The sequence below is a fragment of the Agromyces protaetiae genome (assembly GCF_004135405.1).
Taxonomy (GTDB): domain Bacteria; phylum Actinomycetota; class Actinomycetes; order Actinomycetales; family Microbacteriaceae; genus Agromyces; species Agromyces protaetiae.
Genome location: NZ_CP035491.1, coordinates 1141784 through 1156667, shown reverse-complemented (window position 1 = coordinate 1156667; position 14884 = coordinate 1141784). Strand labels below are relative to the sequence as shown.

10 protein-coding genes and 1 pseudogene are annotated in these 14884 nt (G+C 70.1%); 3 read left to right on the top strand and 8 right to left on the bottom strand.

What is annotated here, in order from left to right; genetic code table 11:
• Positions 1-81 precede the first annotated feature (81 nt).
• Entirely contained in the window at positions 82-675 is a 594-nt protein-coding gene (locus ET445_RS05375) for a hypothetical protein (RefSeq protein WP_129189548.1), read from the bottom strand.
• Positions 676-780: 105 nt separating this feature from the next.
• Between ET445_RS05375 and ET445_RS05370 the strand changes: the two genes are divergently transcribed.
• On the top strand, positions 781-2256 hold the full coding sequence (locus ET445_RS05370; protein ID WP_129189546.1) for a DASS family sodium-coupled anion symporter: 1476 nt from the start codon (positions 781-783) through the stop codon (positions 2254-2256).
• Positions 2257-2277: 21 nt separating this feature from the next.
• On the opposite strand, the gene ET445_RS05365 is transcribed toward ET445_RS05370, so the two are convergent.
• The 6 genes from ET445_RS05365 to ET445_RS05340 form a co-directional block, all read right to left on the bottom strand.
• Positions 2278-3117 (bottom strand): alpha/beta fold hydrolase, encoded by an 840-nt coding sequence (locus ET445_RS05365; RefSeq protein WP_243695340.1) that lies wholly within the window; start codon positions 3115-3117, stop codon positions 2278-2280.
• Between the two features lie 110 nt (positions 3118-3227).
• Positions 3228-4094: a sulfite exporter TauE/SafE family protein gene (locus tag ET445_RS05360; protein ID WP_129189544.1), complete on the bottom strand. Its 867-nt coding sequence runs from the start codon at positions 4092-4094 to the stop codon at positions 3228-3230.
• A 20-nt stretch (positions 4095-4114) separates the two neighbouring features.
• Positions 4115-5794, bottom strand: a complete 1680-nt coding sequence (gene pgi / locus ET445_RS05355) for a glucose-6-phosphate isomerase (protein ID WP_129189542.1) — start codon at positions 5792-5794, stop codon at positions 4115-4117.
• A gap of 101 nt (positions 5795-5895) precedes the next feature.
• Positions 5896-6651 carry a succinate dehydrogenase/fumarate reductase iron-sulfur subunit gene (locus ET445_RS05350; RefSeq protein ID WP_129189535.1) on the bottom strand — a complete coding sequence of 252 codons (756 nt, stop codon included), beginning with the start codon at positions 6649-6651 and terminating at the stop codon, positions 5896-5898.
• Positions 6648-8615: a fumarate reductase/succinate dehydrogenase flavoprotein subunit gene (locus ET445_RS05345; protein WP_208008649.1), complete on the bottom strand. Its 1968-nt coding sequence runs from the start codon at positions 8613-8615 to the stop codon at positions 6648-6650. Before ET445_RS05345 ends, ET445_RS05350 begins: the two co-directional genes overlap by 4 nt.
• Positions 8616-8782: 167 nt before the next feature.
• Positions 8783-9508: a succinate dehydrogenase cytochrome b subunit gene (locus ET445_RS05340; protein ID WP_129189518.1), complete on the bottom strand. Its 726-nt coding sequence runs from the start codon at positions 9506-9508 to the stop codon at positions 8783-8785.
• Between the two features lie 137 nt (positions 9509-9645).
• Between ET445_RS05340 and ET445_RS05335 the strand changes: the two genes are divergently transcribed.
• Positions 9646-11241: an AMP-binding protein gene (locus tag ET445_RS05335; protein ID WP_129189502.1), complete on the top strand. Its 1596-nt coding sequence runs from the start codon at positions 9646-9648 to the stop codon at positions 11239-11241.
• Positions 11242-11374: 133 nt separating this feature from the next.
• Positions 11375-13717, top strand: a complete 2343-nt coding sequence (gene purL / locus ET445_RS05330; protein ID WP_129192419.1) for a phosphoribosylformylglycinamidine synthase subunit PurL — start codon at positions 11375-11377, stop codon at positions 13715-13717.
• A gap of 88 nt (positions 13718-13805) precedes the next feature.
• Here purL and adhP read toward each other — a convergent pair.
• Positions 13806-14833, bottom strand: a pseudogene (adhP, locus tag ET445_RS05325) (alcohol dehydrogenase AdhP).
• Positions 14834-14884: the final 51 nt, after the last annotated feature.

Genomic DNA, 14884 nt, shown 5'->3' with positions numbered 1-14884 from the left:
AGGCTAGCGCCGGCGGCTGAGGCGGGTCTGGATGCCTCGGGGCCGCGCTCTGTGCACGAGTGCGTCAGTGCACGAGCGCGCTCAGTGCACGAGCGCGCTCAGCCAGATCACGAGCAGCCCGAGGCTCGCCGTGACGAGCGCCGAGAGCCCACGCATCCACCACGGGCTCTTCCGCCGGGCGGAGGCGAGCCACCCGATGACCGCGAGGATCGCGACGCCGCTCCACAGCGCGAGGTAGTAGCCGACGTACTCGTCGAGCCAGCCGAGCGCCGAGATCCCCAGGAAGATCGTCGGCACGACCATCGCGATGAGCAGGCCCGCCGAATGCGTGACCGACGCCCACACGGCCCGCCCGATCGTCCGCCAACGCGACGGGGTGTCGGCCCACTCCTCCCGGGCGATCGCGCCGGCGTAGACGTGCGCGAGCCAGAACACGATCACGGTGCCGAGGGTGAAGCCGAGCACTTCGGCGTCGGTGTCGTTCTCCCAGCCGATCGCGATGAGCGCGCTCACGAGGATGACGCCGTAGATCGCCGACTCGCTGCGGTAGGCGCGCAGCACGAGACCGGCGCGTTTGGCGAGCCCCGCCGGCAGGCGCGGGCCCGCGACATCCGGAAGCGTCAGCCCGTCGCGCGGCGCGACTGTCGAGACATCCGGCTCCTGCGAAGCATCCACCGACGAACCTCCCCATCGCCCTCTGCCGCATCGTATCCGCCCGCTGGTAATGTCGCGACTGCGGGCGCTCCGCCTCCGCTCGTCCACGGGTCTTCGGGGGGAACCATGACGAGCACCACTCAGCAGGCACCGACCGCGCAGCGCCCGAACTACACGAGCCTCATCGTGAAGGTCGCGGCGATCGTCGTCGTGACGGTCGCGATCGCGGTCATCCCGCCGCCCGAGGGCGTCGAGTCGAACGGGTTCATCATGCTCGGCGTCTTCGTCGGCACGATCCTCGGGCTCATCCTGCAGCCGCTGCCGACGCCGTCGGTCGCGCTCATCGGGCTCACGGTCGCGATGTTCGTCGGGGCGATGACGCCGGCCGAAGCGCTCGCGGGCTTCTCGAACGCGACGATCTGGCTCATCGTCGCGGCGTTCTTCATCGCCGAGGGCTTCCTGCTCACCGGTCTCGGCCGCCGCCTCGCGCTCTTCTTCATCCGCATCCTCGGCAAGTCGACGCTCGGCCTGTCGTACGGCATGGCGATCACCGACCTCATCCTCGCGCCCGCGACGCCCTCGAACACGGCGCGCCTCGGCGGCGTGCTGTACCCGATCATCGCGTCGCTCAGTCGCGAGGAGAACTCGACCCCCGAGTCGGATGAATCGCGCAGGCGCCTCGGCACCTACCTCGCCTTCACGGCCACCCAGGTGAACGTCGTCACGAGCGCGATGTTCGTGACCGCCATGGCGGGCAACCCGATCGCCGTGCAGGCCGCGGCCGATCAGGGCATCGACATCTCGTGGGGCGTGTGGGCGCTCGCGGGTCTCGTGCCCGGTCTCATCAGCCTCGCCGCCGTGCCGTGGATCATGATGAAACTCTGGCCGCCGACCGTCAAGAAGACGCCCGAGGCGCCCGCGCACGCGCGCGCGGAGCTCGCGAAGATGGGGCGGATGTCCCGGGGCGAGTGGATCATGACGGGCACGTTCCTCCTCCTGCTCGTGCTCTGGATCGGCGGGTCGTCGTGGAACATCAGCGCGACCGCCGCCGCGTTCGCGGGCATCGCGATCCTGCTCGTGACGGGCGTGCTCACGTGGAAGGACATGGCGGCGAACTCCTCGGCGTGGTCGACCCTCATCTTCTTCTCGGTGCTCGTCGCGATGGCCGACCAGCTCAACACGCTCGGCGTCATCTCGTGGGTCGGCGACGGCGTCGCGGACGCGGTCGGCGGACTCAGCTGGATCTGGGCGTTCGTGATCCTCACGCTCGTGTACTTCTACGCGCACTACCTGTTCGCCTCGAACACGGCGCAGATCGTCGCGATGTACGCCGTGTTCCTCGGCGCCGCCGTCGCAACGGGCGCGCCGCCCGTGTTCGCCGCCCTCGTGTTCGGCTTCATCGGCAACCTGTTCGGCGCGCTCACGCACTACGCATCGGGCCCGTCGGCCGTCATCTACGGATCGGGCTACGTGAAGGTGTCGGAGTGGTTCCGCTACGCGTTCATCATGAGCATCGCGCTCATCGTCATCTGGACCATCACGGGCGGCCTCTGGATGTGGGTGCTCGGCCATTGGGCGGGCGCCGAGCCGCCGTTCGGATGAGCCGCGGGCTGAGGCATCCGCTCAGCGCACGAGCCAATCGCTCGCCACCCCTCCGAACTCGACCGGGCGCTCGACCCACGGGTAGTGACCGCACTCGTCGATGAAGACGGCGTCGGCGCCGAGCGCCGAGGCGTATGCCTCAACCGGGCGGAAGCCCGTGAGCAGGTCCTCGCGGCCGCCGATGACGAGGGTCGGCGGAAGTTCGGAGTGGAGCACCCGCTCGGCGGCATCGCTCGGGATGTCCCTGAACCACGCGTTCGAGGCGTCGAGGTGCATCTCGCCGACCTCGGCGTGCGCACGTTCGACGGCGGTCCACGCGGCGTACCCGGCCGGCCCCTCGACGCGCCACGACGTCTGGAACTCGTCCTCGTCGGCGGGGTCTTCGCCCAACATCGAGGCGAGGGCCGCCGCTACCTCGGGCTCGGCGCGTCGCCTCGCGAGCTCCTCGCCGTCGTACGCGGCGCCCGTGAGCCATGTCGCGGGCGGCGTGACGAGGAGCAGCGAGCGGATGCGGCCCGGGTGCTGTGCGACCGTCGCGAGCGCGAGTCGCGTGCCCGCCGAGTGCGCGACGAGGTCGAAGGCCTCGAGCCCGGATGCCTCGGCCACGGCGATCACGTCAGCCGTGTCGTTCCACCACCCGCGCGAGAGGCCGCCCGTCGTGGGCGTGCCGCGCGGATGCACGACCTGCAGCGGCCGGACCTCGCCGACACCGGCGAAGTCGCCGAGGTACTCGACGCCGCGGGCCGGCCCGCCCGTGATGAGCAGCGCCGGCTCGCCGGTCGCCGAGCCGATCGTGTGCGTCGCGATGCGGGTGCCGTCGGGCGAGGTGACGAAGATCGGTTGGGGGGTCTGAGGTTCCACTTCTCCAGCGTACGAGGCGCCCAGGGACCACTCTTGTTCCGACGGATAGCGGAATCCAGCGGTCCCGCGGATCACGAATGGTCCGGGCGTGGAGTTGCCGAGGCATCCGCCTACGAGTTCACGATGAGGTTCACGAGCGCGATCGTGCCGACCACGACGACCGTCGTGCGGAGCACCCAGTCGGGGATGCGCCGCCCGATGCGGGCGCCGATGAGGCCGCCGAGCGTCGCGCCGATGGCGAGCAGGGCGACGGCCCGCCAACTGATGTACTCGTTCGCGACGATGATGAAGAGCGTCGCCGAGACGCCGTTGATGCCGACGATGAGCAGGTTCTTCAGGGCGTTGAGCTTCGTGAGCTCGATCGTCGAGAGCAGGCTCAGCGCGCCCAGCATGATGACGCCGAGGGCCGCTCCGAAGTAGCCGCCGTAGAGGCCGAGCACGAACACCGCGGCGATCATGACGATGCGGTGGCGGAGGTTCATCCCCGCGAGACCGTCGTGACCCGGCGCGCCCGGCACACCCGGCTCGTGGACATCGGGGACCCCGTCTTCGATGACGGCCGTCGCCCCGGTCACCGCCGCGACCACGGCGACCCGACGTTTCGCGATCCACCGCTGCAGCATGGGTGCCACGACGACCATGACGATGCCGAGCCCGACGAGCACGGGCACGATCAGGCTGAACGCCTCGGGCGGCAGCACGAGCAGGAGCAGCCCGCCAGCGAGCCCTCCCGCCGCTCCCGCAGGCAACAGCAGCAACGCGAGGCTCCGCTGCTCGGCGATCTCGCGCCGGAACCCCACGGCTCCCGTGATCGAGCCCGCGACGAGCCCGATGCCGCTCGAGATGTTCGCCGTGAGGGGCGGATACCCGAGCATGATGAGCACGGGGAACGTGACGAGGGTGCCGGAGCCGACGATGACGTTGATCAGGCCGGCCCAGGCGCCTGCGGCGAAGATCGCGAGCGACTCCAGCCACATCTCGTCACCCGGCCCGAGACTCAGGCCTTGCGGTGCGCGTGGTAGTAGGCGAGCAGGGCGCGCGTCGAGGCATCCTGTGCGTCGATCGCCGCCGCATCGCCCTCGACCGCGGGCGCGATCTGCAGGGCGAGCTGCTTGCCGAGCTCGACGCCCCACTGGTCGAACGAGTTCACGCCCCAGACGACGCCCTGCGTGAACGTGATGTGCTCGTAGAGGGCGATGAGCTGGCCGAGCACCGCGGGCGTGAGTGCGGGGGCGAAGATCGACGTCGTCGGCCGGTTGCCGGGGAACGTGCGCGCCGCGACGAGCGCGCCCGTCGTGCCCTCGGCCTCGACCTCTTCGGCGGTCTTGCCGAACGCGAGCGCCTTCGTCTGCGCGAGGAAGTTCGACAGGAACAGGCCGTGCACGTCGCGCCCGCCGTCTTCGAGCGGGTAGGCGGGGTTCGCGAACGCGATGAAGTCGGCCGGGATGAGCCGGGTGCCCTGGTGGATGAGCTGGTAGAACGCGTGCTGGCCGTTCGTGCCGGGCTCGCCCCAGAACACCTCCCCCGTCGAGGTCGTGACGGGCGAGCCGTCCCACCGGACCGACTTGCCGTTCGACTCCATCGTGAGCTGCTGCAGGTAGGCCGCGAAGCGGCTGAGCTGCTGCGCATAGGGCAGCACGGCGTGCGACTGCGCCCCGAGGAAGTTCGAGTACCAGACGTTCAAGAGCCCCATGAGGACGGGCACGTTCTGCGCGAGCGGCGTCGTGCGCACGTGCTCGTCGATCGCGTGGAAGCCCGCGAGCAGGTCGCGGAACACCTCGGGCCCGAACTCGATCGCGAGCGAGAGGCCGATGGCCGAGTCGACCGAGTAGCGGCCGCCGACCCAGTCCCAGAAGCCGAACGCATTGACGGGGTCGATGCCGAACGCGGCGACCTTGTCGAGCGCCGTCGAGACGGCGACGAAGTGGTGGGCGACGGCGTTCGTGCGGTCGGCTTCGTCAGAGGAGATGGCTCCGGATGCCTCGAGCCCGGCCCACAGCCAGTCGCGAGCCAACCGGGCGTTCGTCAGGGTCTCGAGGGTCGTGAACGTCTTCGACGCGACGATGACGAGAGTGGTCTCGGGGTCGAGGTCCTTCGTCTTGTTCGCGAGGTCGAACGGGTCGATGTTCGACACGAAACGCGCCTCGATGTCGGTCGCATACGGCTCGAGGGCCGCCGACACCATCACGGGTCCGAGGTCGGAGCCGCCGATGCCGATGTTGACGATGTGGGTGACCTTCTTGCCGGTCACCCCCGTCCACTCGCCCGAGCGCACGCGGTCGGCGAAGGCCGACATCGCGGCGAGCACGGCCTGCACGTCGGCATCCACCTGCTGTCCGTCGACGACGAGGGCGGGCGTCGCGCCCGGCGGACGCCGTAGGGCGGTGTGCAGCACCGCGCGGTCTTCGGTCGTGTTGATGTGCTCCCCCGCGAGCATCGCCGCATAGCGCTCCGCGACGCCGGTCTCTTCGGCGAGGCGCACGAGGGCGGCGAGGATGTCGTCGGTGACGAGGTTCTTCGACAGATCGACGTGCAGGTCAGCGGCGTCGAGGGTGAACCGGGCGGCCCGGTCGGGGTCGGCGGCGAACCAGCCGCGGAGGTCGGGCGCGAACGAGTCGCGGAGGGCGCTGAGCTCGGCCCAGGCGGCGGTCGCGGTGGCATCGACTGGCGTGGTCACGGCATCACGCTAGAGGATTCGGGGCGCCGCCGCCGCACTCGTGACACACGGTCGCGCGCAGACGCATGTGCGAACGCACCGGCCCGCACCGAGGCATCCGCTCAATCATCGCGGTCGCGACCGCGCAGCACCGCGCGCAGCTTCTCGCGGTTGACGCCCGCGATCGCCGTGAGCGGGATGCCCGCTGGGCACACCTCGACGCACTCGCCGTAGAGCGAGCACGGGCCGAACTCCTCCTCCATGGTCTCGACCATGTCGCGCGCGCGGCGCCCGCGCTCGTACTTCGTCGTCGGCAGCACGCTCAGATGCAAGAGCTTCGCGCCGACGTAGAGGTTCGCCGACCCGTTGGGGCACGCCGCGACGCACGCGCCGCAACCGATGCACGCCGCCATGTCGAGGGCGACCTCGGCGGCCTGGTGCGAGACCTCGTGGCTGTCGGCGTCGGGCGCGGTGCCCGCGTCGATCGAGACGAAGCCGCCCGACTCGACGACCCGGTCGAGCGCCGACCGGTCGACCGCGAGGTCGCGCACGACGGGGTAGGCGGCCGAGCGGAACGGCTCGAGGGTCACCTGCTGGCCGTCGGCGAACGATTTCAGCCGCTGGTGGCACGACGGCGTGTTCGCCTCGGGCCCGTGCGGGCGCCCGTCGACCGTGATGCCGCACGAGCCGCAGATGCCCTCGCGGCAGTCGGAGTCGAACGCGACGGGCGAGTCGCCCTGTTCGACGAGTTCGTCGTTGAGCTTGTCGAGGGCCTCGAGGATCGTGAGCTCGGGCTGCACGTCGTCGACCTCGTAGGCGACGAACCCTCCCGCGGCCGCGGTGTTCTCCTGCCGCCAGATCTTGAGCTTGAGCTTCATCGGTAGTTCCTCGTCTCGGGTCGGACCGATTCGAATGCGAGCGGCTCGTCGTGCCGCACGTACCGCGAGCCGTCGCGCTCCCACGCCGACACGAACGCCCAGTGCGCGTCGTCGCGCGCCGCCTCGCCGTCGGCGAGCTGGTGCTCGACCCGGAAGTGCGCGCCGCACGACTCGTCGCGGTCGAGCGCGTCGAGGCACATGAGCTCGGCCATGTCGAGGTAGTCCGCGATGCGGCCGGCGCGCTCGAGCTCCTGGTTGAACGAACCCGACGAACCCTGCACGCGCAGGTCGGCGTAGAACTCGCGTCTGAGTTCTTGGATGAGCCGGATGCCTTCGGCGAGCCCCTCACCGCTGCGGCTCACGCCGCAATGCGAGTACAGGATGTCTCCGAGCCGCCGGTGGAACCGATCGGGCCCCTGTGTACCGCCGATGTCGACGAGGGCCTGCACACCCGTGCGCGCCTCTTCGGCGAACGCGTGCACGCGCGGGTCGTCGCGTTCGAGGGCGGGCGTGCCGAGGAGCCCCGCGAGGTAGTTCGGGATCGAGTACGGCAGCGTGAACCAGCCGTCGACGCACGCCGAGAGGAGCGAGTTCGCGCCGAGCCGGTTGGCGCCGTGGTACGCCCACCCGGCCTCGCCGCCGACGAAGAGCCCAGGGATGTTCGACATCGCGTCGTAGTCCGACCAGAGGCCGCCCATCGCGAAGTGCGCGCCCGGCGCGATGCGCATCGGCACTTCGAGCGGGTTCTCCCCCGTCGCGTGCTCGTACATCTCGAAGAGGTTGCCGTAGCGCTCGACGATGACGGGCTTGCCGAGCCGCGCGATGGCGTCGCGGAAGTCGAGGTACACGCTGTTCTTCAACGGCCCGACGCCGTGGCCGGACTCGATCTCGTCACGTGCGGCGCGGCTCGCGACGTCGCGCGGCGTGAGGTTGCCGAACGCGGGGTAGCGGCGTTCGAGGTAGTAGTCGCGCTCGTCTTCCGGGATGTCGTTCGCGGGCCGCGGATCCGCGGGAGCGACAGGCACCCAGATGCGGCCGTCGTTTCGGAGCGACTCGCTCATGAGGATGGTCTTCGACTGCCACTCGTTGCCGATCGGCAGTGCCGTGGGGTGGAACTGGATGAACGACGGCGAGGCGAAGAGCGCCCCGCGCCGGTGCGCGCGGAACGCGGCCGTGACGTTCGAGTTCTTCGCGAGCGTCGAGCGGAAGTAGACGTTGCCGTACCCGCCCGTGGTGAGAACGACGGCGTGGGCGGTGTGCGCCTCGATCTTCCCGGTCACGAGGTCGCGCGTGACGATGCCCTGCGCGCGGCCGTCGATGACGATGAGATCGAGCATCTCGCTGCGGGTATGCAGATGGACGGTGCCGGCCTTGACTTGCCTGAGCAGCGCCTGCGACGACGCGACCTGCAACTGCTGGCCGGTCTGCCCGCGCGTGTAGTACGTGCGCGACACCTGCACGCCGCCGAACGAGCGCGTCGCGAGCTGCCCGCCGTACTCGCGGGCGAACGGCGCCCCGATCGCCTCCATGTGGTCGATGACCCGCACGCTCTCCTCGGCGAGACGCCAGACATCCGATTCGCGCGCCCGGTAGTCGCCGCCCTTGACCGTGTCTTTCACGAACCGGGCGAGCGAGTCGTTGTCGACCTTGCGACCGCGTGCCGCGTTGATGCCGCCCTGGGCCGCGACCGAGTGCGCGCGGCGCGGGGCGTCGTGGAAGGTGAACGAGTGCACCTCGTAGCCGAGCTCCCCGAGCGCGGCCGCGGCCCCGCCGCCCGCGAGGCCCGTGCCCACCACGATGATCTTGAACTTGCGGCGGTTGAGCGGCGACACGAGCTTGTAGTGGAGCTTCCGATCGGCCCACGCGAGCTCGGGCGCGACCTCGGTCGGCGCCTTCCCGTCGAGCGTCGGCCCCGCCGTCGAGCGGAGCGAGGCGAGCACCTCGGCCTCGAACTCGGGCCGCACGCGCTCGGGCGGGGCATCCACCTCGGGCGCGCCCGCGTCGCTCTCGGCGACCGCGTCCTCGACGGCGGCGCCGTCGAGCTCCTTGTTGGGGTCGTACCGTTCGTCGATCGCTCCGTCGGCGCGCGCGCCCGTCAGCTTCGACTCGGGCTTCTTCTTGCGCCGGAAGATCACTTGACCACCCCTATGAGCACCGCGAACGGGATCGAGATGTTGCCGATCATGATGACGATCGCGACAATGCCCGAGATCGCGAGCGCGATGGCCCGCAGCCGTTTGCCGGTCGCGCCGAGGTCGTGCGTCGCCGTCCAGAGGCCGTGCGACACGTGGAGCGCGAGCACGACCATCGCGAGGATGTAGAACACCGCGACCCACGGGCGCTGGAAGCTCGCGACGAGGTTCGCGTAGGCCGACCCCGCTTCGAACGAGTCGGATGCCGCGGGCTGCGCGCCGATCGTCAGGTCGAGGATGTGGAAGATCACGAACGCGAGCAGCACGATCCCGGTCACGAGCATCGTGCGGGCGGCGAACGAGCGGAGCGGCAGTCCGCGGCGGCGCACGGGCCCGCGCGCCTTGCGCGCACGCGCCGACAGCACGACAGCCGCCCAGACGTGCGCGACGAGCGAGACCGACAGCACGATGCGCAGCGCCCACAACACGCCCTCGTGCGGCAGCAGCGGGTACAGGACCTCGCGCAGCCAGTGCGCGTACGAGTCGAATGCCTCGGCACCCTGGTAGACCTTCAAGTTGCCGATCATATGCACGAGCACGAACGCGGCGAAGATCACCCCCGTGACGGCCATGATGATCTTGAGCCAGAAGCTCGAGATCCACGGCTTGCGGCTGCGCGTCGCAGCACCACCCGACGACGACGTCGGTGCGGTCGAAACCGCCATGGAGCCCTCCCGTCCCCGAACGAGCGTGCCTTCCACCGGCCAGGACCGGATAGGACTCACTCTAGCCACGGAGGTCTTGATCGCGCATGATGACACCGTGGTCGACGACGGTGTCGGCCCGGTCGAAGGAGCCCCCGATGGTCCACAGCACCCTGCCCGATGTCGAGATCCCGGATGTCTCGGTCTACGACTTCCTCTTCGGAGACCTCGACGAGGCGAGACTCGACACGGTCGCGATCATCGACGGGACGACAGGTGCCGAGACGACCTACCGCACCCTCATCGCCCACATCGACCTGTTCGCGGGCGCGCTCGCCGCGCGCGGCATCGGCGTCGGCGACGTCGTCGCGGTACTGTGCCCGAACGTGCCGGCGTTCGCGACGGTGTTCCACGGCATCCTGCGGGCCGGTGCGACGGCGACCACGATCAACTCCCTCTACACGCCCGAGGAGATCGGCAAGCAGCTCACCGATGCCGGCGCCCGCTGGCTCGTGACCGTGAGTCCCCTCCTGCCGGGCGCCTCGGCCGCGGCAGCGGCCCTCGGCATCCCCGACGAGCAGGTCATCGTGCTCGACGGCGCGGAGGGGCATCCGTCGCTCGCGCAGCTCCTCGGCGAAGGCAACCCGGCCCCCGACGTCTCGTTCGACCCCGCGACCCACCTCGCGGTGCTGCCGTACTCGTCGGGCACCACCGGGCTGCCCAAGGGCGTCATGCTCACCCACCGCAACCTCGTCGCGAACGTCACCCAGAGCCGCGCGGTGATCGGCCTCGCCGAGGGCGACCGCGTGCTCGCGGTGCTGCCGTTCTTCCACATCTACGGCATGACGGTGCTCTTGAACTTCGCGCTCCGCCAGCACGCCGTGCTCGTCACGATGCCGCGCTTCGACCTCGCCGACTTCCTCCGGGTCGTGAGCGTGCACCGGACGACGTGGGTGTTCATCGCCCCGCCCATCGCCGTCGCACTCGCGAAGCATCCGCTCGTCGACGAGTACGACCTCTCGAGCATCAAGGTCGTCTTCTCGGGCGCCGCGCCCCTCGATGCCGCACTCGCCGACCACGTCGCCGCCCGCCTCGGCTGCGCCGTGCGGCAGGGCTACGGGATGACCGAGACGAGCCCCGTCACCCACGTCATCCCGCTCGAGCGCGACGACCTGGACCGCTCCTCGATCGGTGTGCTCCTGCCGAGCACCGAAGCCCGTGTCGTCGACCCCGAGACGGGCGTCGACCACGTGCCCGGCGCAGACGGCGAGCCGAGCGAACCCGGCGAGCTCTGGATCCGCGGCCCGCAGGTCATGGCCGGGTATCTCAACAAGCCCGAGGCGACGGCCGACATGCTCGACGCCGACGGCTGGCTGCACACGGGCGACATCGCGACCGTCACGGGCGAGGGCGTCTTCCGCATCGTCGACCGACTGAAGGAGCTCATCAAGTACAAGGGCTACCAGGTCGCGCCCGCCGTGCTCGAAGCCGTGCTGCTCGGCCACGACGCGATCGCCGACGCGGCCGTCATCGGCGTGCTCGACGACGACGCGCAAGAGGTGCCGAAGGCGTTCGTCGTGCCGCAGCCCGGCGCGACCCTCAGCGAAGACGACGTCATCGCGCACGTCGCCGCCCACGTCGCACCGCACGAGAAGGTGCGTGTCGTCGAGTTCGTCGAGCAGATCCCGAAGTCGTCGTCGGGCAAGATCCTGCGGAAGGACCTCCGCGCGAGGGAGCGCGCCGCGCAGGGCTGAGCGACGCGACCCCCGCGGCGGTGGTCGAGCACGCGGATCATGCCCTCAGCCACGGCCGGTAGACTCGTGTGGTCAGGCATCCGCCCCGCGGCATCCGTTCGCCGCCCTTCTTGGAGCTTCGCCACTCGTGACCATCGAAACCCCCTCCACGACCGCTGCGCCGACGACCCCCGGTCCCGAGGCCGCTCGCCTCGACACCGTCGAGGTCGCCGCCGCGACGCCCGAGAAGGAGCAACCGTACGCCGCGTTGGGATTGAAGCCCGACGAGTACGAGCGCATCCGCAACATCCTCGGTCGCCGCCCGACCTCGGCCGAGCTCGCGATGTACTCGGTCATGTGGAGCGAGCACTGCTCGTACAAGTCCTCGAAGGTGTACCTGCGCCAGTTCGGCAAGAAGGTCACGCCCGAGATGAAGCAGCACCTGATGGTGGGCATGGGCGAGAACGCCGGCGTGCTCGACATCGGCGAGGGTTGGGCCGTCACGTTCAAGATCGAGTCGCACAACCACCCGTCGTACATCGAGCCCTTCCAGGGTGCCGCGACGGGCGTCGGCGGCATCGTCCGCGACATCATCTCGATGGGCGCACGCCCCGTTGCCGTCATGGACGCCCTGCGGTTCGGCGCCATCGACCACCCCGACACGGCGCGCGTCGTGCACGGCGTCGTCGCGGGGATCTCGTTCTACGGCAACTGCCTCGGCCTGCCGAACATCGGCGGCGAGACCTGGTTCGACCCGGTGTACCAGGCGAACCCGCTCGTCAACGCGCTCGCCGTCGGCGTGCTGCGCCACGAAGACCTCCACCTCGCGAACGCCAAGGGCGCCGGCAACAAGGTCGTGCTCTTCGGCGCCCGCACGGGCGGCGACGGCATCGGCGGTGCGTCGATCCTCGCGTCCGACACGTTCGCCGAGGGCGGCCCGACCAAGCGCCCCGCCGTGCAGGTCGGCGACCCGTTCGCCGAGAAGGTGCTCATCGAGTGCTGCCTCGAGCTCTTCCAGCAGGACCTCGTCGAGGGCATCCAAGACCTCGGCGCCGCGGGCATCTCGTGCGCGACCTCCGAGCTCGCCTCCAACGGCGACGGCGGCATGGCGATCGTGCTCGACGACGTGCTGCTCCGCGACCCCACGCTCACTCCTGAAGAGATCCTCATGAGCGAGAGCCAAGAGCGCATGATGGCGATCGTGAAGCCCGAGAAGCTCGAGGGCTTCCTCGAGGTCGTGAAGAAGTGGGACGTCGAGACGAGCGTGCTCGGCGAGGTCACCGACACGGGCCGCCTGAGCATCATGTGGCACGGCCAGGAGATCGTGAACGTCGACCCGCGCACGGTCGCCGTCGACGGCCCCGTCTACGAGCGCCCCGTCGCCTACCCGACGTGGATCGACGCCCTCAACGAAGACACCGCAGCTCGTCTTGCCCGGCCTGCGAGCCCCGAAGAGATCCGCGAGCAGTTCCTCCAGCTCGTCGGCTCGGCGAACCAGGCGGATGCCGCGTGGATCACCTCGCAGTACGACAAGTACGTGCTCGGTAACACGGCGCTCAGCTACCCCGACGACGCGGGCATGATCCGCGTCGACGAGGAGTCGGGCCTCGGCGTCTCGGTCGCGACCGACGCCAACGGCCGCTACTCGTACCTCGACCCGCGCCAGGGCGCGAAGCTCGCCCTCGCCGAGGCGTACCGCAACGTCGCCGTCACGGGCGCCGCGCCGATGGGCGTCTCCGACTGCCTCAACTTCGGCTCGCCCGAGAATCCCGAGGTCATGTGGCAGTTCTCGGAGACGGTCGAGGGCCTGAGCGACGGATGCCTCGAGCTCGGCATTCCCGTCACGGGCGGCAACGTCTCGTTCTACAACCAGACGGGCGACGTGCCCATCCACCCGACGCCCGTGATCGCCGTGCTCGGCGTGATCGACGACGTCGCGCGTCGCCTGCCCTCCGGCTGGCAGGACGACGGCCACAACATCTACCTCCTCGGCGAGACGCTCGCCGAACTCGACGGCTCGGCGTGGGCCGGCGTCGTCCACGGCCACCTCGGCGGGCGCCCGCCGGCCGTCGACCTCGGCCGCGAGAAGGCCCTCGGCGAGCTCCTCGCCGCGGCGGCGATCGACGGCATCGTCGACTCCGCGCACGACCTCTCCGACGGCGGGCTCGCGATCGCCCTCGCCGAGGCGGTCTCGCGCTTCGGCGTCGGCGCGCGCGTCGTGCTCGACGAGCTCGCCGCCGACTCGGGCGTCGACATCGCGACGGCCCTCTTCAGCGAGTCGACGGGTCGCGTCATCGTGACGGTGCCGCGCGAAGACGACGTCCGCTTCCGCGGGCTCTGCGAGGGTCGCGGCTACCCGGTCCGCCGCATCGGCGTGACGGATGCCTCGTCGCAGGCCCTCGAGGTCCAGGGCGTGTTCACCGTGTCGGTCGACGAGCTGCGCGGGGTCAACCGTGCGCCGCTCGCCGATGCGTTCGGCCCCGTCGTCGGGTACTGAGCGACACCGAGACATCCTGAAACGTGGGCGGGGCCTGAGCGAATCGCTCGGGCCCCGCTTCGGTCTCTGCGCCCTGAACGCAGGGCGCTCAGTACTGCATGACGATGCGGCCCTCGACCTTGCCCTCCTCGAGACGCTCGAAGATCGAGTTGATGTCGTCGAGGGTCTCGACCGACGACACCGTCGGGTGGATGAGCCCTCGCGCGTAGAAGTCGATCGCTTCGGCGAGGTCTTGGCGCGTGCCGACGATCGAGCCGCGGATCGTGATGCGCCGGAGCACGACGTCGAAGATCGACGCGGGGAACTCCCCCGGGGAAGGCCCACGAAGACGACGGTTCCGCCTCGGCGGGCCATGCCGATCGCCTGCCCGAAGGCCTCGGTGTGCACGGCTGTGACGAGCACGCCGTGCGCGCCGCCGCCCGTCTGCTCCTGCACGGCCGCGACAGGGTCTTCGGTCGCCGCGTTCACGAGGATCTCGGCGCCGTGCTTCTTCGCGAGGGCGAGCTTCTCGTCGTCGATGTCGACCGCCGCGACGCGCAGGCCCATCGCGATGGCGTACTGCACGGCGATGTGTCCGAGGCCGCCGATGCCCGAGATGACGACCCATTGGCCGGGCCGGGCCTCGGTCTCTTTGAGTCCCTTGTAGACCGTGACGCCCGCGCACAGGATCGGGGCGATCTCGACGGGGTCGACCCCGTCGGGGATGCGGGCGGCGAAGCGCTCGTCGACGAGCATGTATTCGCCGAAGCTGCCGTCGACGAAGTAGCCGCCGTTCTTCTGGTTCGGGCAGAGCGTCTCCCAGCCGGTGCGACAGTATTCGCACACGCCGCACGCGCTCCAGAGCCACGCGTTGCCGACCTTGTCGCCGACGGCGAGCTGGGTGACGCCGGGGCCGACCGCGACGACCTCGCCGTACCCTTCATGGCCGGGGATGAGCGGCAGTTTGGGCTTGACCGGCCAGTCGCCGTTGGCCGCGTGCAGGTCGGTGTGGCAGACGCCCGACGTGATGACCTTCACGAGCGCCTGACCCGGCCCCGGTTCGGGGATCGGCACGTCGGTGACGACGAGCGGCTTGCCGAGCTCGGTGACGACCGCGGCGCGCATGGTTTCGGACATTGTTCCCCCTTCGACGAACGGCCCCTCGGCCGTCTCTTCGACGCTAGTGCT

Excerpts from the sequence above, each read along its gene's own strand:
- ET445_RS05335 (WP_129189502.1), top strand. The coding sequence starts at position 9,646 with ATGGTCCACAGCACCCTGCCCGATGTCGAGATCCCGGATGTCTCGGTC.
- ET445_RS05350 (WP_129189535.1), bottom strand. The coding sequence starts at position 6,651 with ATGAAGCTCAAGCTCAAGATCTGGCGGCAGGAGAACACCGCGGCCGCG.
- ET445_RS05370 (WP_129189546.1), top strand. The coding sequence starts at position 781 with ATGACGAGCACCACTCAGCAGGCACCGACCGCGCAGCGCCCGAACTAC.
- ET445_RS05340 (WP_129189518.1), bottom strand. The coding sequence starts at position 9,508 with ATGGCGGTTTCGACCGCACCGACGTCGTCGTCGGGTGGTGCTGCGACG.
- ET445_RS05360 (WP_129189544.1), bottom strand. The coding sequence starts at position 4,094 with ATGTGGCTGGAGTCGCTCGCGATCTTCGCCGCAGGCGCCTGGGCCGGC.